18 protein-coding genes and 1 pseudogene are annotated in these 24,689 nt (G+C 69.0%); 13 read left to right on the top strand and 6 right to left on the bottom strand.

From position 1 onward, the window contains the following. Window positions 1-19 precede the first annotated feature (19 nt). From GWK61_RS22350 to GWK61_RS60870, 3 genes are all read right to left on the bottom strand, one after another. Complete coding sequence (locus tag GWK61_RS22350; protein ID WP_194911025.1) at window positions 20-2,017, bottom strand: alpha-L-fucosidase; 1,998 nt, start codon at window positions 2,015-2,017, stop codon at window positions 20-22. Window positions 2,018-2,083: 66 nt separating this feature from the next. Next, complete coding sequence (locus GWK61_RS22345; RefSeq protein ID WP_194911035.1) at window positions 2,084-3,514, bottom strand: arabinofuranosidase catalytic domain-containing protein; 1,431 nt, start codon at window positions 3,512-3,514, stop codon at window positions 2,084-2,086. A 114-nt stretch (window positions 3,515-3,628) separates the two neighbouring features. Beyond that, entirely contained in the window at window positions 3,629-6,034 is a 2,406-nt protein-coding gene (locus GWK61_RS60870) for an RICIN domain-containing protein (protein WP_194911024.1), read from the bottom strand. Between the two features lie 225 nt (window positions 6,035-6,259). Between GWK61_RS60870 and GWK61_RS22335 the strand changes: the two genes are divergently transcribed. Continuing rightward, complete coding sequence (locus tag GWK61_RS22335) at window positions 6,260-7,015, top strand: FadR/GntR family transcriptional regulator (RefSeq protein ID WP_194911023.1); 756 nt, start codon at window positions 6,260-6,262, stop codon at window positions 7,013-7,015. A gap of 61 nt (window positions 7,016-7,076) precedes the next feature. On the opposite strand, the gene GWK61_RS22330 is transcribed toward GWK61_RS22335, so the two are convergent. Then, window positions 7,077-8,531 (bottom strand): arabinofuranosidase catalytic domain-containing protein, encoded by a 1,455-nt coding sequence (locus GWK61_RS22330; protein ID WP_228562742.1) that lies wholly within the window; start codon window positions 8,529-8,531, stop codon window positions 7,077-7,079. A gap of 454 nt (window positions 8,532-8,985) precedes the next feature. On the opposite strand from GWK61_RS22330, the gene GWK61_RS22325 reads away from it, so the two are divergent. The 3 genes from GWK61_RS22325 (at window position 8,986) to GWK61_RS22315 (ending at window position 13,925) form a co-directional block, all read left to right on the top strand. After that, window positions 8,986-10,458, top strand: a complete 1,473-nt coding sequence (locus tag GWK61_RS22325; protein WP_194911021.1) for a glycoside hydrolase family 10 protein — start codon at window positions 8,986-8,988, stop codon at window positions 10,456-10,458. An 80-nt stretch (window positions 10,459-10,538) separates the two neighbouring features. Beyond that, entirely contained in the window at window positions 10,539-12,782 is a 2,244-nt protein-coding gene (locus GWK61_RS22320; protein ID WP_228562741.1) for an RICIN domain-containing protein, read from the top strand. A 66-nt stretch (window positions 12,783-12,848) separates the two neighbouring features. Continuing rightward, entirely contained in the window at window positions 12,849-13,925 is a 1,077-nt protein-coding gene (locus tag GWK61_RS22315) for a LacI family DNA-binding transcriptional regulator (RefSeq protein ID WP_194911019.1), read from the top strand. Here the strand turns inward: GWK61_RS22315 and GWK61_RS22310 are convergent. Continuing rightward, window positions 13,903-15,222, bottom strand: coding sequence for a glycoside hydrolase family 6 protein (locus tag GWK61_RS22310; RefSeq protein WP_194911017.1), 1,320 nt, complete (start codon window positions 15,220-15,222; stop codon window positions 13,903-13,905). The two genes, GWK61_RS22315 and GWK61_RS22310, sit on opposite strands and share 23 nt — an antisense overlap. A 213-nt stretch (window positions 15,223-15,435) precedes the next feature. Between GWK61_RS22310 and GWK61_RS22305 the strand changes: the two genes are divergently transcribed. The 8 genes and pseudogenes from GWK61_RS22305 (at window position 15,436) to GWK61_RS22270 (ending at window position 21,726) form a co-directional block, all read left to right on the top strand. After that, window positions 15,436-15,942, top strand: a complete 507-nt coding sequence (locus GWK61_RS22305; RefSeq protein WP_194911015.1) for a hypothetical protein — start codon at window positions 15,436-15,438, stop codon at window positions 15,940-15,942. Window positions 15,943-16,007: 65 nt separating this feature from the next. Continuing rightward, window positions 16,008-16,709 (top strand): FadR/GntR family transcriptional regulator, encoded by a 702-nt coding sequence (locus tag GWK61_RS22300; RefSeq protein ID WP_194911013.1) that lies wholly within the window; start codon window positions 16,008-16,010, stop codon window positions 16,707-16,709. A gap of 180 nt (window positions 16,710-16,889) precedes the next feature. Continuing rightward, window positions 16,890-18,170 (top strand): nickel-dependent lactate racemase, encoded by a 1,281-nt coding sequence (larA, locus tag GWK61_RS22295; RefSeq protein WP_194911011.1) that lies wholly within the window; start codon window positions 16,890-16,892, stop codon window positions 18,168-18,170. A 19-nt stretch (window positions 18,171-18,189) separates the two neighbouring features. Continuing rightward, window positions 18,190-19,212, top strand: a complete 1,023-nt coding sequence (gene larC, locus GWK61_RS22290) for a nickel pincer cofactor biosynthesis protein LarC (RefSeq protein WP_194911009.1) — start codon at window positions 18,190-18,192, stop codon at window positions 19,210-19,212. After that, complete coding sequence (gene larE, locus GWK61_RS22285) at window positions 19,209-20,015, top strand: ATP-dependent sacrificial sulfur transferase LarE (RefSeq protein ID WP_194911007.1); 807 nt, start codon at window positions 19,209-19,211, stop codon at window positions 20,013-20,015. The genes larC and larE overlap by 4 nt, the downstream gene beginning before the upstream one ends. After that, the gene (locus GWK61_RS22280; RefSeq protein WP_194911005.1) at window positions 20,008-20,553 is read left to right on the top strand and encodes an AAA family ATPase; all 546 of its coding nucleotides are present in this window, start codon (window positions 20,008-20,010) and stop codon (window positions 20,551-20,553) included. The genes larE and GWK61_RS22280 overlap by 8 nt, the downstream gene beginning before the upstream one ends. A gap of 19 nt (window positions 20,554-20,572) precedes the next feature. Continuing rightward, window positions 20,573-20,842: pseudogene (locus GWK61_RS60865) on the top strand (exonuclease domain-containing protein); the annotation flags it as partial. Between the two features lie 164 nt (window positions 20,843-21,006). Next, entirely contained in the window at window positions 21,007-21,726 is a 720-nt protein-coding gene (locus tag GWK61_RS22270; protein ID WP_194911004.1) for a GH12 family glycosyl hydrolase domain-containing protein, read from the top strand. A gap of 60 nt (window positions 21,727-21,786) precedes the next feature. On the opposite strand, the gene GWK61_RS22265 is transcribed toward GWK61_RS22270, so the two are convergent. Continuing rightward, window positions 21,787-23,433 (bottom strand): glycoside hydrolase family 27 protein, encoded by a 1,647-nt coding sequence (locus GWK61_RS22265; protein WP_194911002.1) that lies wholly within the window; start codon window positions 23,431-23,433, stop codon window positions 21,787-21,789. A gap of 261 nt (window positions 23,434-23,694) precedes the next feature. Between GWK61_RS22265 and GWK61_RS22260 the strand changes: the two genes are divergently transcribed. Then, on the top strand, window positions 23,695-24,689 hold a 995-nt coding region (locus GWK61_RS22260; RefSeq protein WP_194911001.1), incomplete at its 3' end, for a CE1 family esterase.

Below are 24,689 nucleotides of genomic sequence, written 5' to 3'. Positions count from 1 at the left end.
AGTCGCGCTGCTCCCGCGATCACACCGCGACGATCGTCCACTCGTTGTTCGTGCTCGAATTCGGGCTCCACATGACCGTCGTCGACCCCGCCGTCGTGCTCCCCGCGCCGTCGAGTGCGGTGCCGGTGCCGCGGTTGATGATGTGGTAGCGGCCGTTGCCGGCGCCGGTCAGGCTCCACTGCTGGTTGTTGCCGCCGTTCCAGGTGGCCTGGCGGGCCGGGGCGCCGTTGGCGGTGTTGCCCCAGCTGTCGGCGACCATGCCGTTGGTGTTGTTGACGATCCGGTAGTAGCCGCCGCCGAGCGGCACCAGCTGCCACTGGAGGTTCGTGCTGCCGTCGTAGGTCCACTGCTTCAGGTTCGAGCCGGAGGCCACGCCGCCGCCGCTGTCCAGGACGAGGCCGGTGGTGGCGTTGACGATCTTCGCCCAGCCGGTCGGGAGGCTGCCTGCGCCCAGCGTGGGGATCTGGCCGGAGAACGTCAGCTTGACCGTGTAGGCCAGGGCGTTGAAGGGCGCGTTGGACGAGGGCATCGTGAAGTGCAGGCCGCTGGCGTCCTGAACCGGCGATGGCAGGTTGACGTACGTCCCCGCCGCGTTGTTCAGCAGCTGCGCGGAGGTCAGGGTGCTGAGATTGATCTGGTTGGAGTTCAGCGTGTTCACGGTCATCGTGCCGCCCTGCCAGCCCAAGGCCGTGGCATACAGGACCGTGTTGTCCTTGCTCCGGGTGAAGCGGACGTCCTGCGGGGTCCCCGCCTTCGGCCCGGAGAACGATCCGCCGCCCATCGCCGTGGGCCCCTCGCCGTACGAGCTCCACGCGCGAGTCGCGTAGACCGCCTCGCCGAAGCGGCCGAGCCAGTCGCCCATGCCGAGCAGGATGGTCTGCTGGCCGGAGGGGATCGTGCCGTCGGCTATCGGGGCGATGTTCAGCAGCATGTTGCCGCCCTTGGCGACCCGGTCGATCAGCGCGTGCAGCAGCGCCTGCGTCGTGTAGTACCCGATGCCGACGGTGTAGCACCAGCTGGAGGACGAGATCGAGTCGTCGGTGAGCCAGTACGGGGTGAGCAGGCCGCCGGGGCCGCCGCGCTCGAAGTCGAAGACCTCGCCGGAGGTGTCGAAGCCGTCCTTGTAGGTGGCCACGACGTCCTTGTTCCAGGACACGGCCTGGTTGTAGTAGTACGCCAGGAACGCCAGGCGCTCGGACTCCTGGACGTTGTTCAGGTCGAAGTCCTGCCAGATCATGTCCGGCTGGTAGCCGTTGATCACCTCGACCAGCTTGCTGAACCACAACTGGTTCTCGGCCGTGGAGCCCATCTGCCCGTACAGCTTCTGCAGCGTCGCGGTCGACTGCTGCGGAACGTACTGGTAGTAGCCGAGGAAGTGGTACGCGTGGTGCAGGGACGTCATGAACTTCAGCCCCTGCCCGCGGATCGCCTGCGCGTGCAGGCTCACCAGGTCCAGGTTCGGGCCGGTCTTCACCGAGTTCCACTCGTTGGCCTGGCTGTTCCACATCGAGTAGCCGTCGTGGTGCTCGGCCACGGGACCGGCGAACTTGGCGCCGGCGGCCTTGAACAGCTGGGCCCAGGCGTTCGGATCCCAGTTACCGCCGGCCGAGGTCAGCTTGGGCGCGAACTTCGTGTAGTTCCCCGCCTTGTCGTTCGCCCCGAGGATGAAGTTGTGGTACGGCCACACCGACGGGTCCCCGTAGGTGGCGATGTGGTGCTGGTTCTCGATCGAGCCCGCGTTGTACATGTTGCGCGGATACCACTCGCTGCTGAAAGCCGGGACGGAGAACACGCCCCAGTGGTAGTAGATCCCGAACTTGGCGTCCTGGAACCACTCCGGCGTCGGCGGGTGCTGATCCACGGAGGACCACGACGCCGTGTAGCTCTGCGGGCCGGTGGTCGCCGAGGCCGAGGGTGCGAAGCGCAGCAGGCCGAAGGCGGCGGCCGCGCCGGCGCTTCCGGCGGTGAGGAGAGTGCGACGGCTGACGGGGAAGCGGGAGGAAGACGAGGAGGACATGGGGGTCCCTTCGAGGGGCCGGGGCGGCGTTCCCTCAGCGCCGCCCCGGCGGTATGTGGGAGAAGGTCAGCCGAGCGTCCATTGCTGGTTGCTCTGGCCGTTGCAGGCCCAGAGTTGGACCAGGGCGCCGTTGGCGGTCGAAGCGCCGCCGACGTCCAGGCAGAGCCCTGACTGAACCCCGGTGATGGTGCCGTTGGAGTTCAGGTTCCACTGCTGATTGGTCTGGCCGTTGCACGTCCAGATGATGACCTTGGTGCCGTTGGTGGTGCCCTTGTTGTTGGCATCGAGGCAGTCGGTGGTGCCCGAGTCGGTGACCGTGAGCGCACCGCCCGAGGTGTGGGCGAACGTCTGGTTGCTCTGGCCGTTGCACGAATAGATCTGTAGCTGCGTGCCACCGGTCGTGCTCGCGTTCGGCACGTCCAGGCACTTGCCCGCGCCGACCGCGTGCAGCGCGCCGCCGGGCGGCGGGGCCGGCGCCGAGTAGCCGGCACTGGTGATGGTCGCCTGCACCGCGTTCTCGGTCGCGTCCGACGGGAAGCCGGTGGTGACGGCGCCCTCGAAGAACTCGCCCTGGCCGCCGTTGCTGTTGTCGCCGCCGGTGCCCAGCTCGACGTCGGGCTGGACCTTCATCGGCGAATAGTTGTTGGGCAACGGCCCCGAATACGTCGTCGTCAGGCCGCCGGTCGTCGAGTCACCGTTCTTCAGCGTGAAGTTCGACGTCCCGTTGTTCTTCTCCAGGGCGGTCACGAACGGATGGTTCACACCGGGGTTGTTCGCCGTGTTCGGGCCGGTGTTGGTGCTGTACATGCCGTTCTCCAGGTCGGCCTCCACCCACGGCCCCGGCCCGGTGCAGCCGCCGAACCAGCACGCGTTGCCCCACTCGATGGCGTTCATCGTCGCGTTGCCGTCGTCGCTGTGGTCGGTCTCGGCGCTGCCGAAGTCGAAGCAGCACTGCGAGTTGTAGTAGTTGGAGGAGGTGACCATGTACACCCCCTCCGGCTGCGAACCGGTGGGCACGCCATTGGTGTTGTCGATGCGGTAGCCGACGCCGGGATGGACCTTGACGCCGAACACCTGGTGGCCGTTCACGGTCTCCGGCAGGGCCATCGCGTCCGCGCCGACGTCCGAACCGTTCGGGCCCGGGCCGTGCCAGAACCCGCCCGAGGAGATCGGCATGTCGTTGTGGTGCGAGGTCTGGTCGTAGAGCTTGGTGATGGTGCAGCTGGTGTTGGCGCAGAACGAGACCTGCGCGGCGCCGTTGGCGTAGTCGCCGGCGGCGAGCAGGCCGACGTCCAGGTGGCTGCCGTCCGACGAGCGCTGGATCTGGTAGAGCGGCCCGTTGTACGAGCCGTAGAGCGCGCGCACGGTGCTGTACGCGGCGGCGCAGGGCGTCCCGCCGCTGGCGTAGACGTCGCAGGGCAGCGAGCTCGCGGCGCGCGCCGTCGTCGCCCCGACCTGCATCCCGGCCACGGCCAGGATGGCCGCGAACGCGAGCATCAGCACCGGGCGCAGGGGTCTGCGGACTCCTGTGAGGATGGATCTGAACACTGTTTCACCTCCGAGATGTGACGGTTCTCGAATCGATTCGACCTGGCATCGCCGAATCCGGGCTCAGCTGAGGGTCCATTGCTGGTTGCTCTGGCCGTTGCAGGTCCACAGCTGGACCAGGGTGCCGTTGGCGGTTCCGGCTCCGCTGACGTCAAGGCAGAGTCCTGATTGGACGCCGGTGATGGTGCCGTTGGAGTTGAGGGTCCACTGCTGGTTGGTCTGGCCGTTGCAGGTCCAGATGATGACCTTGGTGCCGTTGGTGGTGCCCTTGTTGTTGGCGTCCAGGCAGTCGGTGGTGCCGGAGTCGGTGACGGTGAGCGCACCGGCCGAGGTGTGGGTGAAGCTCTGGTTGCTCTGGCCGTTGCAGTCGTAGATCTGCAGCTGGGTGCCGCCGGTGGTGCTGGAGTTCGGCACGTCCAGGCACTTGCCCGCGCCGACGGCGTGCAGGGCGCCTCCGGTCGGCGGGGGAGGAGTGGTACCGCCGGAGACCCCCGAGTTGTTGATGACCTGCTGGGCCGCGCTCGGCCAGCTGCCGCTCACCTGGGTGTTCCCGGTCAGCACGTTGTTGTGCGGGGAGCCGGTCGCGACGTTCGTGGCGCCGGAGTTGTACCAGTTGTAGGAGAAGGTGCTGTCGTTCGTGTTGTTGTTCGAGTTGGCGTTGGTGAACGCCCACACCCCGGTGTCCTGCACGACGTTGTTCGTCAGCGTCAGGTAGCGGGAGCCTTCGTCCAGGTACAGCCCGACGGTGTTCTGGTTGTCGTAGATGTAGTTGTCGTCGATCACGCCGCCGGGGTTGGCGGACAGGTTGTAGATGCTGCCGCCGTCGTGGAAGACCTTCTTGGTCCCGTGCACCTTGTTGTAGCTGACGACGGTGTTCTTCAGCGTCGTCGGCGTGGTGTAGATCGGCTGGTAGTTGTACGTGCCGCGGTTGACGTAGTCCTGGCTGCCGCCGGGGTCGTTCATGCCCCAGCCCCAGCCGACGTCGATGCCGTCGTAGGCCAGGTTCGACACCTCGTTGTGCTCGATGTCGGTGTGCGTGGCGTACGTCGACAGGATGCCCGGCATGTCCTTGTAGTCCTCGGCGACGCCGGTCACCAGGTTGTTGGTGATCGTGACGTTCTGCACGGTCATCGCCGGGTTCGACGGGTGATGCGCGTCCGGCTCCACGCCGCCGACCACGATCCCGGCGCCGGAGTCGTCGGTGAAGGTGTTGTGGTCGACGGTGACCGAGGCGGCCCCGAGGCCCACGCCGGAGGCCACGGCGTCCGCGTCGTTGCCGATGCCGAGCCCGACCTGGCCGAGGTGGGTGAACGTGTCGCCGCTGAAGCTGATGTTCGCCGCGGCCGAGACCTGGACCGCCGCCGGCGCCTGGTTCCAGCTGTTCCGGGTGGCCTCGAACAGCTGGCAGCCGGACTGGCAGGAGGTCAGGAAGTCGGACGGCTGGCTGTACTGCTTGGCCAGGAACGTGCCGGTCTGCTGGTCCGCGTAGCCGATCGAGCTGCCCGGCCCGAGCCAGGTGGTGTGCTCGAAGGCCAGGCCCTGGAAGGCGATGTGCGAGACCGGGGTGCTGTAGCTGCCGCTCATCTGGATCAGCGAGGTCAGCCGCGGAAGCTCGACGTCGTGGCTGCCGGGCGACTGGCCGGCGGCGGCCTTGTAGTACAGCTGGCCGGCCTGCGGGTCGAGGTACCACTGCCCGGCGTTCTTCAGGAACGAGTACGAGTTCTCCAGGTATACCTGGCCGCCGGCGAAGGGCTTGGCCAGGGTGTCGTATCCCCAGTTGTTGTTGTTCCAGGCCGGCTGCTGCATCGTGATCGTGGTCCCGCTGATGCCCGACACCGGCGCGAAGCGGTCGGTGAACGAGTTCTGGCTCTCCAGCTCGATCCGGTTCTGCTCCGGCAGCGTGGCCAGGTAGTTCAGGGCCGAGTTCACGATGGTCATGCCGTTCGCGGTGATCTGGACGTCGCTGCGCGAGATCGGGATCGCGGCCCGCGGTGCGAGCGCGCCGTCCACGTAGAGCTGCCGGGAGTCGGTCCCGGTGGACACCGGCGCCGACCAGATGTTCGCGCCGGAGTCGTGCAGCGTCCAGCCGGTCACCTGCTGGCCGCCGGACAGCACCGGCGCCGCGCCGGACGCCGCCTGCCAGATGACGTTGTGCCCGTTGGTGCCGGAGTCGGAGGCGTTGAAGACCAGCGGCGCCGACAGCCGGTAGGTGCCGCCGGCGAGCTGCACGACGATGTCGCCGCTCATGTTCGTGTTCATCGACCGCACCGAGGACTGCGCCTGGGTGATCGAACACGGCGCGGCGGCCGAGCAGGCGGTTCCGCTGCCGGTGGGGGAGGCGTACAGGGTGGCGGCGGTGGCGGCGTGGGACACGGCCGGTATGCCGAAGGCGGCCGTGGCGAGTGTGACGGCGGCCGCCAGGATCGCAGGACGGGAGGAGCCGCCGCGTCGGCGGATGGTGGGGATCATGGTCCTTCCTCGCTGTGAGAACGTGAAGAAATGTGTCTGACTTTGATCTGTATCTGACTTTGAACCCTCATCAGAGTCCTAACAGCCTGCCTCGTCAAGAGAATGAGCATGCTTATCGTCAAGATTCTTTAACGCTGCCGTCTTCACCTGGTGGTGAGTGACCGGCGGATTTTATGAGTCATACACATCGCGTGGATGTTTCGATCGAGGTGTATGTTCTCCGGCATGGTGAGCCTGACTTCGCACGACGCGGACGGCGGTCCGGGCAGCGGTTCCTACCGGCCGGGTTATGAGCTCGCGGCCGAGCGGATCCTGGAGCTCATCGCCGAGTCCGGCCTGCGGCCGGGGGACCGGATGCCGACCGAGAACGAGCTGGCGGCGCAGCTGGGCACCAGCCGGACCGTGGTCCGGGAGGCGGTCAAGATCCTCTCCGCGCTCGGCCGGGTCAGCGCGCAGAAGGGCCGCGGCCTCTACGTCTCCGACGACGAGGGGATGCTCGGCTCGGCCGGCTGGGGCGGCTTCTTCCTGCCGACCGACCTGGACCACGTCTACATGCTCTTCGAGTTCCGCCGGATCCAGGAGACCGAGGCCGCCCGGCTGGCCGCGACCCGGGCCATCCCGGCCGATCTGCACGCCATCGAGGCCGCGGCCGACCTGTGCCGGGAGGGCCACGTGAGCGGCCGGACGGAGCTGTTCGACCGCGGCGACGACGACTTCCACCTCGGCGTCGCCGCCGCGTCGCACAACGCGTTCCTGGTCGCCTCGGTCCGCGAGGCCCGCCGGCTGCAACGGCAGTCCAGCATCATCGGGCTGCACGGCACGGTCGGCGGCCACGCGCCGGAGGCCGTCGCCGAGCACACCGCGATCTTCCACGCGATCCGGGACGGCGACCCCGACGCCGCGGCGCAGGCGGCCGCCGTCCACATCGACAACACGTTGGAGGACTACCGCCGCGAGATCCAGCGTCGCTTGTTCGGCTGAGCTCGCGGCGGTCGGCTGGTCCAGCTGGTCCAGCTGGTCCAGCCGATCCGGATCGTCCGGATCAGCTGAGGGTCCATTGCTGGTTGCTCTGGCCGTTGCAGGTCCACAGCTGGACCAGCGTGCCGTTGGCGGTTCCGGCGCCGCTCACGTCGAGGCAGAGTCCCGACTGAACCCCGGTGATGGTGCCGTTCGAGTTGAACGTCCACTGCTGGTTGGTCTGCCCGTTGCAGGGCCAGATGATCACCTTGGTGCCGTTGGCCGTGCCCTTGTTGTTGGCGTCGAGGCAGTCGGTGGTGCCGGAGTCGGTGACGGTGATCGTGCCGCCCGAGGTGTGGGTGAAGCTCTGGTTGCTCTGGCCGTTGCAGTCGTAGATCTGCACCTGGGTGCCGCCGGTCGTGGTCGCGTTCGGGACGTCCAGGCACCGGCCCGCGCCGACCGCGTGCAACGCCGTGCCGTTCGGCGGAGGAGTGGTGCCGCCGGTGGAGTATCCCGCCGCGACGATGTTGGCCTGGACCGAGTTCTCGGTGGCGTCCGACGGGTAGCCGGAGGTCATCACGCCTTCGTAGAAGGTGCCGTCCGAGCCCCGGCTGTTGTCGCCGCCGGTGCCCAGGATGATGGCGCCCTGCTTACGCATCGGGTTGTAGCCGGAGACGTTGGGCCGCGGGCCGGAGTAGAACGTGGACAGGCTTCCGGACTGCGCGTTGCCGCCGCGGATGGCCCACTGGTTCGCGCCGCCCTTGATGATCGCGGTGGTGAACCGGTCGGAGATGCTCGGGTCGTTGGCGTTGAAGCCGGCGTTCTGGCCGGAGTACAGGCCGTTCTCCATGTCGGCCATGATCCACGGGCCGTTTCCGGAGCCGTAGCCCCAGACCCGGATGTTCCCGAAGTAGATGGCTTCCATGGTGCCGTTGCCGTCGTCGTTGTTGTTGGTCTCGGCGTTGCCGTAGTCGAAGCAGCAGCCGCCGTTGTAGTGCGTGCCGTCGAAGATCGCGTACTCGCCCTCGGGGTTGTCACCGGTGGCGATACCGTTGGTCGAGTCGTCCCGATAGCCGGTACCGGCCGGGATGTAGACGCCGTACGCCTTGTGCCCGCTCAGCGAGACCGGGTCGGCGTTCGCGACCGCCAGGTTGTCCGCGCCGGGTGCCGCGCCGCCGCCGAGCGCCTGGGTGAGGTTGTTGCCCCGCCCGGACTGGTCGTAGATGACGGTGATCACGCACGTCGTGTTGGCGCAGAAGGAGTCCTGCGCGGCGGCGTTCGCGAAGCCTCCGGCGTTCAGCACGCCGATGTTCGTCGTGGCGTTGTCCGAGGAGCGCCGCACCTGGTACAGCGAGCCGTTGTAGGCGCCGTACAACGCACGGGTGGTGCTGTGCGCGGCCACGCAGGGGGTGCCGCCGGACGCGTAGATGTCGCAGGGGCCTGTGGTCGCCGCGCGGGCCGGGGTGGCGTTGGCCATCCCGGTCGCCACGACGCCGACCACGAGCAGGAACGCTGCCGCGAGGAATGTTAGCGCTCGCATTCGGTGACGGGCGGGCGGTCTACCGGACAGCAGTGCACTGTGTGTCATCTGAGCTCCTTGAACGCGACTCGTGGTGATGAAGGGCGCCACCCTCCGACGCCTTCGGCTGCCGGTCCGAAGCGGCGGAATGTTAGCGCTAACATTTCGGCCCGCGTTCATCGCTCGCCAGAGCGGATGTAGCGGGGATGTCTCGGCGGTAGACGGTGCTGCACGTTGCGTGTTCTGTCAAGAGCTCTCTGATGACCAGTCATGTTGTTTCGGCGGAGCTACGAAACTTTCTCCCACCCGTCGCCCACCACCACCCGTTATGGAGTCGCTTCGCGACGCTGGCTGATTGTTGTTGACACGGGCGCGTGTTGCGGGCTTTCGTGTGACTCGCAGCTTCGCCCACCACGGATGCCGGGCCGATCATCGCGAGCTGCTTCCCAGTCATGTCCGATCAGCGGAGTTCTCAATGATCCACAAACGAATCCCGGCACGTCGCAGTCTTGCCCGCAGTCTCGCCGTGGCGGCCGCGGCCGTCCTGGCGGTCCCCCTCGCGGCGGCCCTCACAACCCAGCCGGCCGCCGCGGCGACATCGCTGCGCAGCCTGGCCGAAGCGCAGAACCGGTACTTCGGCACCGCGCTGACCGACGGCGACCTGAACATCAGTGGCGAGATCACTATCGCCGGGGCCCAGTTCGACATGGTGACACCGGGCAACGAGATGAAGTGGGACACCACCGAGCCGTCGAACGGCTCCTACAACTTCGGGCCCGGCGACCAGATCGTCTCCTGGGCACAGAGCCACAACGCCCGCGTGCGCGGCCACAACCTCGTCTGGCACAGCCAGCTGCCCGGGTGGGTGTCGGGCCTGCCGTCGAACCAGGTCCAGGGCGTCATGGAAGCGCACGTCACGACCGAGGCGACGCACTACAAGGGCAAGGTCTACGCCTGGGACGTCGTCAACGAGCCCTTCAACGAGGACGGCAGCCTCCGTCAGGACGTCTTCTACAACGCCATGGGCACCGGCTACATCGCTGATGCGATCCGCACGGCGCACGCCGCCGACCCGAACGCCAAGCTCTACCTGAACGACTACAACATCGAGGGCGAGAACGCCAAGAGCGACGGCATGTACAACCTGGCGAAGTCGTTGCTGGCGCAGGGCGTGCCGCTGAACGGCATCGGCTTGGAGAGCCACTTCATCGTCGGGCAGGTGCCGTCCAGCATGCAGGCGAACATGCAGCGCTTCGCGGCGCTCGGCCTGGACGTCGCGGTCACCGAGCTCGATGACCGCATCCAGCTCCCGGCCGGCTCGTCGAGCCTGCAACAGCAGGCCAACGACTACTCGACCGTGGTCAAGGACTGCCTCGCCGTCAGCCGCTGCGTCGGCGTCTCGCAGTGGGGCGTGGACGACGCGCACTCCTGGATCCCGGGCGCCTTCCCCGGCTACGGTGCGGCCACCATGTACGACCAGAACGACCAGCCCAAGCCCGCTTACAGCGCCACGGCGACCGCCCTGGGCGGCGGCACCACTCCTCCGCCGCCGAACGGCTCCGCGCTGCACGCGGTGGGTGCAGGCAAATGTCTGGACGACCCGAACTCGACCACCACGCTGGGCACCCAGCAGCAGATCTACAGCTGCAACGGCCAGGCCAACCAGACCTGGACGCACAACTCCTCGAACGAGCTGACCATCACGGTCGGTGGCAGCACCCTGTGCCTGGACGCCAACAACAAGGGCACCACCAACGGCACCAAGGCGATCGTGTGGTCCTGCAACGGCCAGACGAACCAGCAGTGGACCCTCAACTCCAACGGCACCATCACCGGCGTGCAGTCAGGACTCTGCCTTGATGTGAGCGGAGCCGGAACCGCCAACGGCACCCTGGTCCAGCTCTGGACCTGCAACGGCCAGAGCAACCAGCAATGGACCCTCGGCTAGGACCTTTCGCCAGATCTGCGTGAGCGCGCCCGGCCCTTTCGTGGCCGGGCGCGCGAATCGATTCGACCAGGGAGTGTCGGATGAGAGTTCGATCAAGCATGAGGCGGATCGCGATGGCGGCCGCCGTGGTGTTGGCGTTGGCGGTCCCGTCGTTCTCCGCGGCGCGCGGGCAGGCCGCGGCGGACCCGGCGCTGAGCGTGAACCTCGCGGCTCCGACCGGCCCGGCCACCGGCGTGGGGGAGGGCTTCCTCTACGGCCTGACCGTCGACGGCACCCAACCGGCCGACCAGTACCTGCAGCCGCTCGGCGTCACGGCGCACCGGGGCGGCGGCTGGTATTCGGGCGGCTGGATCAAGGACGGCTACAAGTACGGCTCCGCCAGCCAGGCCGACGTCGCCTCGATCATCGCGCAGGCGCGCCGGCTCACCCAACCCCCGTACCACGCGCAGTACCAGGTGCTGGTCACGGACATGTACGGGCTGAACGGCGGCCAGCCCTCGAACACGACCTACCCGTGCGACAACGGCGACTGCTCGAACTGGGTCTCGTTCATCGACTCGACGGTCGGGGCGTTGCAGGCCTCCGGTGTGAAATTCGCCTACGACATCGACAACGAGCCGGACATCTCGGTCTTCTGGACGCGCGGTGTGAACAGCGCGCAGTACTTCCAGATGTGGGACACCGCGTATCGGGAGATCCGGCGGATCGCGCCCAGCGCGCAGATCGTCGGGCCGTCGTTCGCCTACACGCCGCAGAGCCGGTCGGCCCAGTGGCAGACGTGGCTGGCGCACGTGAAGGCCGCCGGGACCGTGCCGGACATGATCACCAACCACGACGAGGGGGACGTGGACGATCCGGTCACGGTCTCCCAGTCCCTCAACGGCGCGATCTCATCGGCCGGGCTCAACCCGATCCCGTTGTCAGCCAACGAATATCAGCCTTCTGACCGGCAGACCGCCGGAGTGACGGCTTGGTATCTGGCGCGGTTCGCGCAGTCCGGATACACCAACGCGATGCGCGGCAACTGGCAGTGCTGCATCTCGCCGAACCTGACCGGGGTCATCGATCCGAACGCGAGCGGCGGCGCCGCGTACACCGGCAACTGGTGGACCATGAGGGCCTACGCCGACATGACCGGTTCCCTGGTCTCCACCTCCGGCCAGGTCGGATCCACGGCGATCTCAGCGTCGGAGGACAGTGCCCGTCGGCGCGCGGTGGCCGTCGTCGGGGATTCGAACGGCTACACCGGTTCTGCGTCGGTGACGTTCAACGGGTTGTCGTCGGTGCCCTGGCTGGCGAACAACGGCACGGTCGAAGCCGTCGTCTACCGGATCCCGGACCAGGCCGCGCTCACCGCGCCGCAGGTGGTGTCGGATCAGGTCGTCAGCGTTTCCGGCGGGTCGGTGACGTTGCCCTTCAGCTTCCAGGCCTCGCACGACGCGTTCGCGGTCTACCTGCTGCCCGGTTTCGCGCAGGGGTTCAGCAGCAGCGTGGTGAACCAGGGCGACAACCTGTGCATGGAGAACCCCGCTTTCACCACCGTGGCTTCCGCGCAGTTCGATCAGGGCTCGTGCCGGACGGGGGCCGATCAGCAGTTCCAGTTCGTCCCGACGTCGGCGGGCAGCAGCACGTACTACATCCGTCCGATGACGCCCGGCGACTGCGTGGCGGCGGGGACGACGGTGACTCAGAGCCCGTGTACCTACGGCACCGACGAACAGTTCGCGCTCCATGCGGTGGGGACCGGCGTCTACCAGGTGGTGGCACAGAATTCGGGGCAGTGTGTAGCTCCGAACGGAGGCAGTACCGCCGGCGGCGTGGGGATCGTCCAGACCGCCTGCACCACCGCAGGCTCCGACGAGTGGAAGATCGGGCAGGGCCAGACGACCGGGTTCCCGACCGGCTATCACCACCTGGTCATCGGAAACGACAGCCTCTGCCTGGACGTCTACGGCGCCACCGGGGCGGCCGGAGCCGCGATCGACCAGTGGACCTGCAACGGCCAGACCAACCAGCAGTTCCAGTTCGTGCCGGTGTCCGGCGGCTACGGCGAGCTTCAGGCCCAGAACTCCGGCGACGACGTGACGGTGTCCGGCGGCTCCACGACCGCTGGTCAGCCCGACATCGTGCAGCAGGTGCCGAACCGCGCGGCGAGCAGCTTGTGGCTCCCCGTCCAGCAGTCCGACGGCGGCTACTCGTTCCGGAACCAGGCCAGCGGTCTGTGCCTGGACGTCTACGGTGCCGGCAACAACCTGGGCCAGCAACTCGACCAGTGGCAGTGCAAGAACACCTCCGGAGGCAACCAGGACTTCACGGCCCGTTGAGATCCTTGTGGCGGCCGTAGACTTCGGACCAGTGATCGGTTCGAGGTGTGTCGACCGCGGAGGACCATGAACATCGGAGAGATAGCGCGCCGCTCGGGGGTGGCGCGCAGCACGGTGTCGTACGCGCTCAGCGGCAAGCGGCCGGTCTCGGAGGAGACCCGGCGGCGCATCCAGGCGGTCATCGACGAGCTCGACTACCGCCCCAGCGCCACGGCCCGCGCGCTGAAGGAGGGACGGACCCGCACGGTGGGTCTGGTGATCCCGCCGGCCGGCGCCCGGCTGACGTCGATGCAGCTGGGCTTCGTCGCCAGCGTCGTGGAGGCCGCGGCGCTGGTCGACCTCGACGTGCTGCTCTCGCCGTCCGGCGGCGACCACGACGGCTCGTTCGAGCGGCTGGTCGGCGGGCGGCGCGTGGACGGCGTGATCCTGATGGAGATCCGGCTGGAGGATCCGCGCGTCGACCGCCTCGCGCAGACCGGGATGCCGTTCGTGACCATCGGCCGAATCGCCGAACCGGACGGGACGTGGTGGGTCGACGAGGACTACGCGAGCCTGGTCGGCGAGTGCGTCGACCACCTCGTCGACCTCGGCCACCGGCACCTCGCGCTGGTCAACCGGCCGGCCGGCATGGTGGCGGCCGGCTACGGTCCCGGGCGGCGGGCGCAGGAGGGGTTCGCCGCGGCGGTCGACCGGCGCGAGGTTAGCGGATCAGAGTTCTGCTGCGAGGACGATGTCGCGGGGGGCGAGCGCTGCGTGGCGGAGATCCTGGCCGCGCGGCCCGGGACGACCGCGATCGTCACCGTCAACGAGGCGGCGCTGCCGGGCGTCCAGCGCGGGCTGGAGCGGGCCGGCCACGAGATCCCGAGGACGTTCTCCATCGCCGGGGTCGCGGCGGATCAGTGGGCTGAGGAGTTCCACCCGGCGCTGACCGCGGCCGATGTGCCGTCGATGGAGATGGGCGCCGTCGCGATGGATCTGCTCACCGAGCGCATCGCCGACCCGGACGCCCCCGCGCGGCACCGGCTGTTCGTGCCGCCGATCTCGCTGCGGGGGAGTACGGGCCCTGCCCCGCGGCCGTCGGCGCGGCCGGCGTTCCTGCGGCCGACCGCGCCGAGCCGGGTCAGGAGAACAGGCGGGGATTGAAGGTCAGCGCCGGCACCGCGTTCTCGGCGAGGGTGAGCGCCTGCGCGGGCCACCAGGCGCCGGCCGCCGGGTCGACCGTGCCGCCGTATTCGGGGTCGCCGGGTCCTGCGGTGCCGCGGGTGCAGCTGCCGTCGGACTCGCCGATGGTCTTGATGTAGAGGTAGGCGTCGACGAGCGCGACGCCGGTGGCGGCGGTGGGTTCGGCGCCGATGCCGCGGCCCGGCGGGTTGCACCAGACCTGCGGGTCGCCGGTGTACTTGCCCGGCGTCGGGGTCCAGGCGCCCCGGCCGTTGCGGCTGGTGTCCGCGACGAAGTGGGTCAGCTGCGCGGGCGGGGGCGTGCCGACGTTCTGGGTGAACCAGGCGTCGGTCCAGTGCCAGGTGCTCGGGTCGGTCGGGGACACCGCGTCGCCGGGCTTGCCGTCGTTCGGCGCGGCTGAGGAGTAGTACTGGCTGGCGCAGTAGTCGGTGTGTCCGGCCGCCCAGGCCGGGCCGTCGGTGGCGAACCACAGGCACTGGGAGATCCACGTGCCGTAGTGGTCGGTCTGGTCGGTCGGCTGGTAGTTGGAGACGTTCAGGAAGAAGCCCTGGGCCTGGCCGACGCCGGCCTGGATCAGGCGGTGCGCCATGTCCCCGACGGAGTGCCACTGGCTGTTCCCGGCGTCGAGGTAGACGACGGTCTGCGGCTTGGCTTCGAGCGCTGATACGGCGTAGTTGATGTCGGCGATGCGCCCGGCGGTCAGGGTCCCGGTCGGGTCGATGGTGGCGCTGCAGTCCGAGGGCAGGTTCGCCAGCGCGTCGGGCTCGACGACCACCACGGCCCGGCTGGAGCCGACGCCTTGTGCGAACGCTGATATCCACTGCTGGTAGGCGGCGTCGGACGCCGCGCCGCCGGAGGAGTACTGGCTACAGTCGCGCAGCGGGATGTCGTAGGCGACCAGCACCGGGACGGCCCGCTCGGCCGCGGCGGTCCGGACGGCCGCCCGGACCTGGCTGCGCACCTGGTCCGGGGTGCCGCCGGTGAACCAGGTCGCCTCCGGCCAGCTGGCCAGCTTCGCCATGGCCGCGGCGTCGGTGAAGTCCCCCTGGCGCAGGTCGGTCAGTGCCTGGCGCTCGGCCTCGTTGTCGGGCGTGACCGCGAAGCGGGTGCCCGGCCGCAGCGTGTGGCCGGTGCTCGCGGCGGGCGCTGCCGCCGCGGCCGGGCTCGCCGCGACCGAGGCGGTGGCAGCCGGGCCCAGGGCGACGGCCGATACGGTGAGACCTGCGGCGAGCAGGAGTTTCCCGGTTCTGGACAGCATGATTCCTCATTGGTGGAAGGGTCGGTGTCCGCAATCTCCTGTGCGCTTCGGGCGGAGTCAACGGGTCAGCGGGGTCTCTGGCGTGGCTCGCAGGTCTTGAGCATGCTGTTTCTCGGGCTTCGATGAAAGTTTCAGCGGTGCGGCGGCTACAGAACGTAGGGGGCTGAAGCGGACGTGGACGAATGGAAAACCCCGGGGCTGACTCCGGAGGTCATGAAGCGGATGGCGGATCAGGTGCCGTTGTCGCAGGCTGCGGATCGGATCCACGCGCTGGCCGATAAGGATCCTGACTCGGGTTTCGCCGCAGTCTCTTTGGACACGCCGAATCGGGCGATCATCGTGCGGTGGAAGGGCTCGGTTCCTGCGGAGGTCGAGGCCGAGTTGGAGCGTGTCAGGGCCCTGGGGATCGGTGTGACGGTCGTTGAGGCGCGGTATTCCGTGAAGGAGTCGCTGGCCGAGATGAAGCGTTTGGGCGGTGCGGTGATCGGCGTCAAGGCGGCCAATGGCGATGTGATCACGATGATCGGACCGAACAAGGACTTCTCCGGCCTGTTCGCCACGCTCGCCCCCGTCGCCGAGGAGAAAGAGGCTGTCCTCGCGCTGAGCCCCGAGGCGCTGACGGCGCGAGCGCGCGCTGGATTCCCCGCCCTGACCTCGGACATGCCGAGCACGATGAATGTCGGCAGTCCCACGAACTGGTCCGTCGTTCTGCCTGACTAGGGTCGCTCGATCCGGTGGGCGCTCCAGGCGGGAAGACATGGGATGTCTCTGTTACGCTGCCGCTCATGTCCCTGTCCGACAAAGCGATCACCCGCATCCGGGAGCTCATCGTGTCCGGCGAGCTGCCGCCCGGATCGCGGCTTCCTCCGGAGCAGCAGCTCGCCTCGGAGCTGGGGCTGTCCCGGAACCTGACGCGCGAGGCGGTCAAGGCGCTGGTGGTCGCACGGGTGCTGGAGATCCGGCGCGGTGATGGGACGTATGTGACCAGCCTGGAGCCGGCGGTCCTGCTCGAAGGGCTCGGCGCGGCCTTCGAGCTGCTGCAGGGCGACACCCAGCTGGAGCTGGCCGAGGTGCGCAGGCTCTTCGAGCCGGTCGCCACCGGCGTGGCCGCCGGGCGGATCACCGCCGCGGAGCTCGGCGAGGTGGCGGGCCATCTGGCGGCGATGCGCGCGGCCAAGGACGACGTGGAACTGCTCAACCGGCACGACGCCGCGTTCCACCGCGCCGTGTGCGCCGCGACCGGCAACCAGACCCTCACCTCCCTGCTGGAGGGCATCTCCAGCCGCACCGTGCAGGCCCGGGTCTGGCGCGGCATGGTCGACGACGCCGTCGCCGACCGCACCATCGCCGAACACCAGGCCATCTACGACGCCCTCGCCGCCGGCGACGCGGCGCTGGCCCAGGCCGCCGCGCTCATGCACATCAGCGCGACGGAGAAGTGGTTCCACGACCACCTCTTCGACCACCAGGACGAGGACGAGGCGTGAGGCTCGACGCATCCGGGGCCCGCGCGCGGTCGCCGAGGCGGGCCCGGTCTGCGACCTGCTCGCCGTGCCGCATCAGCTCCCTGTCACAATCGATACCGTGCGCGTACAACCGGAGCTGACTTTCGTGCTCAACCACCTGTCCACATCATCTTTAGCCGTGGCTGTGCCTGAGGTGTCGGCATGAAAGTCCGCCTCGCGTACGGCGAATCAGGCCTCGACATCGACGTCGATCCGGCGGTCACCACCGTCGTCGAACCCGTCCACCACCAGGCGGCGGCCGACCAGACGGCAGTTCTCACAGACGCGCTGCGTAACCCGGTCGCCGGACCGCCCCTGCGCGAGCGCGTGCGTCGCGGCCAGACCGTCGCCATCTCCGCCTGCGACGGCACCCGCCCGCAGCCTCGCCACCTGATGATCCCCGCGATCCTCGCCGAACTGGACGGTGTGGTCCGGCTCGAAGACGTGGTGATCCTGGTCGCCACCGGCACCCACCGCGGCAACAGCGAGGCCGAGCTGCGGCGGATGTTCGGGGACGAGGTCGTGGACAGCGTCCGGATCGTCAACCACGACGCCCGCGATCCGGGGCAGCTGGCCTGGACGGGCACCTTCGGCGCCGGCGTCCCGGTGTGGCTGAACCGGGAATGGACCGAAGCGGACGTCCGGATCACCACCGGCTTCGTCGAGCCGCACTTCTTCGCCGGGTTCTCCGGCGGGCCCAAGCTGGTCGCCCCGGGGCTGGCCGCGCTGGAGACCGTCCTGGTCCTGCACGACGCCTCGCGCATCGGCGACCCCCGCGCCACCTGGGGCGTCGTCCAGGGCAATCCGGTCCACGACGACGTGCGCGCCATCGCCGAGGCCACCGGCGTGACCTTCGCCTTCGACGTGGTCCTCAACCGCGAGCAGGACATCGTCGCGGCCTTCGGCGGCGACCTGCTGCCGATGCACGCCGCGGCCACCGCGCTCGCACGCCGGACCGCGATGCGGGCGGTCGAGGCGCCGTTCGACGTCGTGGTCACCACCAACTCTGGCTTCCCGCTGGACCAGAACCTCTACCAGGCCGTGAAGGGCATGTCCGCGGCGTATCAGGTGGTCAAGCCGGGCGGGATGATCGTCTGCGCCGCCGAGTGCCGCGACGGCTTCCCCGACCACGGCTCCTACCGCGAGGTCCTGGCCTCGGCGGCGTCGCCGCGCGCGCTGCTCGACGCCATCAGCGCCCGGCCCGAGACGGTGCCCGACCAGTGGCAGGTGCAGATCCAGGCGCGCATCCAGTCGGGGAGCCGCGTCGTGATGCACACCTCCCATCTCAGCGACGCCGATCTCGCGACCGCGCACCTGGAACAGACCGCTGATATATCCGCCACGGTCGCCGAAGCGCTGGCGCGCGCCGGAGCGGGTGCGCGGCTGTGCGTGCTGCCGGAAGGTCCGCAGACCATTCCCTACCTCGCGGGCACGTCGTCGTGAGATCCGTGGAGGACCGCCGGTGATCTGCTGGATCAACCCGTTCACCGGCCTGGCCGGCGACATGCTGCTCGCCGCGCTGCTCGACGCCGGCGCCCCGATCGAGCCGGTCCGGGCCGCCATCGCGGCCACCGGGCTGACCGGCTGGGACCTGGCCGCCGAGCGCGTCACCGACCACGGCCTGGCCGCCACCCGCGTCCACGTCCGGGTCACCGACCACGCGAGCGAGCGCCGCGCCGCCGAGCTCATCGCGCTGGCCTCGGCGGCCGTGCCGCAGCCGGTCGCGGCGCGCGCCGTCGCCGCGTTGCAGGCGATCGCAGAGGTCGAAGCGCGCATCCACGACGCCGATCCGGCCTCCGTGCACCTGCACGAACTCGGCGGGCACGACACGGTCGTGGACGTCGTCGGCGTCGCGGCGGCGATGCACGCGCTCGGCGTCGACGACGTCGTGTGCGCGCCGCTCCCGCTGGGCACGGGCCGCGTGCGGAGCGCGCACGGCCTGATCCCGGCGCCTGCTCCGGCGACGCTGGCTCTGCTCACCGGGGCCGCGGTCATCGGGACCGACATCCCCGGCGAGACCGTGACCCCGACCGGCGCGGCGCTGCTGCGTGCGCTCAACGCGCGCTTCGATCCGGTTCCGGCGATGACGGTGCGCGCCACCGGATACGGCGCGGGCACGCGCAGCCTCGCCGACCGGCCGAACGTCGTCGCGGTGACCCTCGGCGAGCGGCGCGGTGGTGGTGGCGACGGTGAGATCGTGACCGTGTTGGAGACCAACCTGGACGACGTCAACGGCGAGGTCCTCGGCCACGTCATCGCGCGCTCGCTGGAAGCCGGGGCGCTTGACGCGTGGGCGACTCCGGCGGTTATGAGGAAGGGCCGGCTCGGCCACGTCCTGCACCTGCTGGTCCGGCCACAGGACTGCGACGCGCTGCAGAAGTTGCTGTTCGTCGAGACAGGTGCTCTTGGCCTCCGCCGCAGCAGCGGTGATCGCATGGTGCTGCGGCGGTGGTCGGAGACCGTTCAGATCGGGAGTGCCGCGTGACTGCTGCAGAAATACTGCTCGACATCGTCCGCGGCTACGGCCGCCTCGCGGTCGCCTACTCCGGCGGCGCCGACTCAGCCCTCGTACTCGCCGCTGCTGCGCGGGCGCTGGGGCCCGGTGACGTTCTGGCTGTCACCGCGGTCTCGGAGAGTCTCGCGTCCGGGGAGCTCGATCCGGCGCGCGCGTTCGCCGCATCGCAGGGTGTTGAGCACTTGACACCGCGGACCCACGAGCTGCGCAGCGCCGGCTACCGCGCCAACGGCCAGGACCGTTGCTACTTCTGCAAGTCCGAGGTCCTGGACACCATCGTCGCCCTCGCCGCCGAGCACGGCTTCGACCGGGTCGCCACCGGCACCAACGCCGACGACGCCGCAGACCCGTTCCGCCCGGGGATCGCCGCCGGCCGCGAGCGCGGGATCCGCACGCCGCTGTTGGAGGCCGGGCTCACCAAGGCCGAGGTGCGCGAGATCAGCCGCGCCTGGTCGCTGCCCACGTGGGACAAATCCGCCACCCCGTGCCTGGCCAGCCGCATCCGCCACGGCATCGAGGTCACGCCGCACCGCTTGGCGCGCGTCGACCGCGCGGAGACCGCACTGCGCGCCGTGCTGGCGCAGGCCCACATCCCGGTCACCGACCTGCGGGTGCGCGACCTCGGCACGGCGGCGCGCGTCGAGGTGCCCGCCGCCGACGTCCAGGCCGTCGCGGCGCTGGCCGGAGTGCGGGAGGCCGTTGAGGCGGCGGGGTTCGCGGCCGGCGGGTTCGAGGTCAGCGCGTTCCGCTCGGGGCGGCTCAACGATGGCTGAGGTCTTCGTCGTCACCGGCATCCAGGCATCGGGCAAGTCGACGATCGCGCAGGCCCTCGCCGAGCGCTTGGAGCCCTCGGCCCACGTGCGCGGCGACGTGTTCCGCCGCATGGTGGTCAACGGCCGCGCGGAGATGGGCCCCGCCGATCCGCCGCCCGAGGCGGTCCGCCAGCTCCGGCTGCGCCACGCCCTCGCCGCGTCGACCACCGACGCGTACGCCGACGCCGGGTTCACGGTCGTCCTCCAGGACATCATCCTCGGCATCCACCTGCCCGAGACGGTCGCCGCGATCCGTACCCGGCCCTGCCACGTGGTGGTCCTAGCCCCGCGACCCGATGCGGTTCGAAGACGAGACCAGGCCAGGCAAACAGCCCGCGGCAAGGTCGCCTACCGCCCGGGCGACCTGGACATCGCGGCCCTGGACGACCAGCTCCGCCGCCACACCCCACACATCGGCCTGTGGCTGGACACCTCCGAGCAGACCGTGGTCGAGACCGTGGCCGAAATCCTCGCTCGGCGCTCGGAAGCAGCTGTCTGACCAGTCGTCGCAATGTTCGAAGCCGAATGAGTATCTGCACTACCGGATCGTGGACGTCACCTCGGTGGGCGAGCTGGCGCGCCGCTGGTACCCGCGGGCCCGCGCCAACTCCCCGAAGCGGACCGGCAATCACCGGGCCCTGGGCGATATCCGCGACTCGATCGCAGAGCTGCGCTACTAGCGTGACGCGATCTTCGTCCCGCAGCCGGGCCCGCAGCCGGGCCCGGATTCGGAGGCGGCGCGGAGCCTGGCGGCGCGCATCGAAGCCGGGTTGTCGCCGACGTTGTAGTCGAAGCGCTTCGACCACTTTCGTCGAACGCGTGGTTGCTGTTCGATGACTGATTCTTTACCGGCGCATCCTTCATGAGTGTCTTGACTCATGGATGTAACAGCCTGATTATTCGAAGCGCTTCGACTTTCATCCGCACCACTTTCCGGACCGGAGGCTTCGCCATGGCAAAACTCCTCCCCACGTTCAAGCGCCGGAGCGTGCTCGTCCTCACCGCGGTGCCCGCCGCGGTGGCGGCCGTCGCGCTGGCGGCCGGGCCCGCGCAGGCCGCCACGTGGTCCTCCTCGGACAAGTTCGCGTCGTGGAACACCAACGGCTACACGCTCTACAACGACGTGTGGGGCGGCGGCGCGGGGCCGCAGACGATCTGGGCGAACTCCGCCGGCAACTGGGGCGTGTGGTCGAACCAGCCGAACACCGGCGGCATCAAGTCCTACCCCAACGTCAGCAAGTGGGTCGGCACGCCGATCAACTCGCTGCACTCCGTCACGTCCGGGTACTCCGTCTCGGTGCCGTCCTCCGGCGCCTTCGAGAGCGCGTACGACATCTGGGACTCGTCGAACGCGGACGAGATCATGGTGTGGCTCAACAAGACCGGCGCGATCGGTCCGATCGGCTCCTACGTCACCAACGTCTCGGTCGGCGGCTACAACTTCAACGTCTACAAGGGCTGGAACGGCTCCAACAACGTCTACTCCTTCCTGAACACCGGCTACTCCACCTCCGGCACGGTCGACATCCTCGCCGTCCTGAAGTGGCTGGAGAACTCCGAGCACTGGATCGGCAACGTCACGCTCGGCAACGTGCAGTTCGGCTGGGAGATCACCTCTTCGAGCGGCGGCATGAACTTCCAGGTGAACAACTACTGGGTGTCCGCCTCCTGACGGATCGGCGGTCGGCCGGGCTGCTGCCAGCCCGGCCGACCGCCGGTGAACGTCACAGGCTCAGCTGAGCGTCCACTGCTGGTTGCTCTGGCCGTTGCACGTCCACAGCTGCACGAGCGTCCCGGCGGCGGTGCCGGCCCCCGCGACGTCCAGGCACAGCCCGGACTGCACCCCGGTGATGGTGCCGTTGCCGTTGACGAGCCACTGCTGGTTCGTCTGTCCGTTGCAGGACCAGATGATCACCTTGGTGCCCGGACTGGTGCCCTGGTTGTTGGCGTCCAGGCACATCTGGCCGCTGCCGGAGTAGACCGCCAGCTGGTTGCCGGCGGTGTGCGTGAAGACCTGGTTCGCGGCGCCGGAGCAGGCGTTGATGTCCAGCTGCGTGCCGCCGGTGGTGGAGCTGTTCGGCACGTTCAGGCACTTGCCGGCGCCGACGGCATGCACCTCACCGGCGCCCGATCCGCCGCCTCCGCCGCTGGTGCCGCCGGCGACCCGGAGCATGACGGTTCCGTGTCCGGGGACCGAGGCGCTGATCGCGCCGGTGGTCGTCGACGTCGCGCCGCTCCACAGGTCGGTCAGCGTGTAGCTGCTCGCGCCGGTCTTGCCGATCGCCGCGACCGAGGTGGAGATGGTGGCGGTGCCGCTGTTCTCGTTGAACAGCGTGACGGAGACGTCGCCGTTGGCCAGCGGCTTGGCCAGCACGTCCAGGCCGCCGGAGGAGGAGACCTCAGTGCCCTGCTTCCCGAGGGAGTCCTGGTCGACCGCGATCACGCGGGAGTTGGTCAGGGTGCTCAGCGTCGTGGAGCTGGCGTTGGCGACGTTGGTGCCGGAGATCAGGGGAGCGGCCATCTCCGACCACAGGCTGAATTCGCTGCGGTCCTCGGTGGCGGACATGCCGTTGCCGATCTCCAGCATGTCCGGGTCGTTCCAGGCGCCGGGGCCGGCGTAGGAGGCCAGGCCCACGTTGCTGTGGAAGATCGAGAGCATGCTGCCGAAGCTGGCGTTGATGTCGCCGGTGGTGCGCCAGGAGTTCCCGACGCCGGCGCCCCAGGTCCACGGGTTCTGGAAGCCCCAGTCGCACAGGCTGAACAGGATCGGCCGGCCGGTGGCGGCCAGCGCGTCGCGCATCGTGGTGTAGCGGCTCTGGGCGCTGGGCCCGCCGTTGCTGGTCTGGTTGACGCCGTCGGAGTAGCAGTTGTCGTACTTGAGGTAGTCCACGCCCCAGGCGGCGAAGGAGTTCGCGTCGGTCTGTTCGTGGCCGAGGCTGCCCGGGAAGCCGGCGCAGGTCATGGTGCCGGCATCCTCGTAGATGCCTAGCTTCAGGCCCAGGGAGTGGACGTAGGCGGCGGTGCCGGAGATCCCGTCGGGAAACTTGGCGGGGTCCGGGACGAGGTGTCCGGAGGAGTCGCGGTTGTGGGTGAGCCAGCAGTCGTCGATGTTGACGTACTGGTAGCCGGCCGCCTGCATGCCGTCGGTGTGCATGGCCTGCGCCGTGGACTTGATCAGGGACTCGGAGACGTTGCAGCCGTAGGCGTTCCAGTCGTTGAACCCCATCTGCGGCGTCAGCGCCAGGTTGTTGCCGAGCGCCTGGGCGTGCGGCGCCGCGACGGAGAACACCATCAGCGGGCCGGCGGCCAGGCTCAGGGCTACGGCCAGGACGCCGCGCCACAGGCGTTGCGCCGTGGTCGGGCGGCTGTTCGGGGACATCCGGGGCCTCCTTGGTTGTCAGGCTAATGATCTCCGGGTACTGCGATTCTCCGCGAGGTGGCGACGGGATGCAATAGATACGAAACTTTCACGAGCGCGGAGCGCCCGATCTCGGCGGCGGCGTTGGATAAGGCAGGTCAGATCACCGTCTTGAATGCGAGGCGATGAGAAGAGTACGAAACATCGATTGACCCTTGTTTATCAGGGTCATACCATCCCCCTCGAACTCCCGCCACGAATCGGTTCGATGGAGTGTGAGAAATGAAGAAGCGCAGAGCCCTCTTCGGGCCCGCCGGGCTAGCGGTGCTGGTGGTGGCCCTCATCAGTGCCCTGGTGACCTACGGAAGCCTCAGTACCGCCGCGGCGTCGCCGAACGCCGTCGCGGCCGGGGCGTCCTCCGGGTGCGGCAAGGCCCCGACGCTGGCCAGTGGTACGCACACGATACAAAGCAGTGGTCAGACCCGCAGTTACATCCTGCGGCTGCCCAGCGGCTACGACAGTGGCCATCCCTACCGGTTGGTCTTCGGGCTGCACTGGGTCGGCGGGACGATGAACGATGTCGACTCCGGGGGGACCGACGGCTACAACTGGTCATACTACGGTCTGCGGAAGCTGGCCGACGCCGCCGGGAACGGCACGATCTTCGTCGCACCGCAGGGCAACAACAACGGCTGGGCCAACCCGGGCGGTCAGGACGTGACGTTCGTCGACGACATGCTCATCCAGTTCGAGTCAGGGCTCTGCATCGACACCGGACAGGTCTTCTCCTCCGGCTTCAGCTACGGCGGCTCGATGACGTACGCGCTGGCGTGTGCGCGGCCGGCCGTCTTCCGCGCGGTCGCGGTGTACTCCGGCGCGAACCTGAGCGGGTGCAGCGGCGGTACGCAGCCGGTGGCCTACATCGGGTTGCACGGCATCCGGGACAACGTGCTGCCGATCGCGAACGGTCGGGCGTTGCGTGACACGTTCGTGCGGAACAACCAGTGCACACCGCAGAATCCGCCGGAGCCGGCGTACGGCAGCCTGACGCACATCGTCACCGCGTACAGCGGATGCCTGTCGGGGTATCCGGTCGTCTGGGCCGCGTTCGACGGTGCCGGGCACGATCCCGGACCCATCGACGGCAGTACCGGCGACGGCTGGCATACCTGGACATCGGGAGTGGTCTGGAACTTCTTCTCCCAGTTCCAGAGCGGTCCGCCCCCGACCTCGTCGAGCAGCACGCCCAGCACCACCCCGAGCACCACCCCGAGCAC

The sequence above is a fragment of the Catenulispora rubra genome (genome assembly GCF_015356825.1).
GTDB classification, from domain to species: Bacteria; Actinomycetota; Actinomycetes; order Streptomycetales; family Catenulisporaceae; genus Catenulispora; species Catenulispora rubra.
Note: the sequence above shows the minus strand (reverse complement) of the source record. Positions and strands in the feature narration are given on the sequence as shown.

Coding starts and splice junctions, on each gene's coding strand:
- GWK61_RS22300 (WP_194911013.1), top strand. CDS start 16,008: ATGTCCCTGTCCGACAAAGCGATCACCCGCATCCGGGAGCTCATCGTG.
- GWK61_RS22335 (WP_194911023.1), top strand. CDS start 6,260: ATGGTGAGCCTGACTTCGCACGACGCGGACGGCGGTCCGGGCAGCGGT.
- GWK61_RS22345 (WP_194911035.1), bottom strand. CDS start 3,514: ATGCTCGCGTTCGCGGCCATCCTGGCCGTGGCCGGGATGCAGGTCGGG.
- GWK61_RS22350 (WP_194911025.1), bottom strand. CDS start 2,017: ATGTCCTCCTCGTCTTCCTCCCGCTTCCCCGTCAGCCGTCGCACTCTC.
- GWK61_RS22270 (WP_194911004.1), top strand. CDS start 21,007: ATGGCAAAACTCCTCCCCACGTTCAAGCGCCGGAGCGTGCTCGTCCTC.
- GWK61_RS22320 (WP_228562741.1), top strand. CDS start 10,539: ATGAGAGTTCGATCAAGCATGAGGCGGATCGCGATGGCGGCCGCCGTG.
- GWK61_RS60870 (WP_194911024.1), bottom strand. CDS start 6,034: ATGATCCCCACCATCCGCCGACGCGGCGGCTCCTCCCGTCCTGCGATC.
- GWK61_RS22305 (WP_194911015.1), top strand. CDS start 15,436: ATGAAGCGGATGGCGGATCAGGTGCCGTTGTCGCAGGCTGCGGATCGG.
- GWK61_RS22330 (WP_228562742.1), bottom strand. CDS start 8,531: ATGCGAGCGCTAACATTCCTCGCGGCAGCGTTCCTGCTCGTGGTCGGC.
- GWK61_RS22280 (WP_194911005.1), top strand. CDS start 20,008: ATGGCTGAGGTCTTCGTCGTCACCGGCATCCAGGCATCGGGCAAGTCG.
- GWK61_RS22310 (WP_194911017.1), bottom strand. CDS start 15,222: ATGCTGTCCAGAACCGGGAAACTCCTGCTCGCCGCAGGTCTCACCGTA.
- GWK61_RS22325 (WP_194911021.1), top strand. CDS start 8,986: ATGATCCACAAACGAATCCCGGCACGTCGCAGTCTTGCCCGCAGTCTC.
- GWK61_RS22315 (WP_194911019.1), top strand. CDS start 12,849: ATGAACATCGGAGAGATAGCGCGCCGCTCGGGGGTGGCGCGCAGCACG.
- larA (WP_194911011.1), top strand. CDS start 16,890: ATGAAAGTCCGCCTCGCGTACGGCGAATCAGGCCTCGACATCGACGTC.
- GWK61_RS22265 (WP_194911002.1), bottom strand. CDS start 23,433: ATGTCCCCGAACAGCCGCCCGACCACGGCGCAACGCCTGTGGCGCGGC.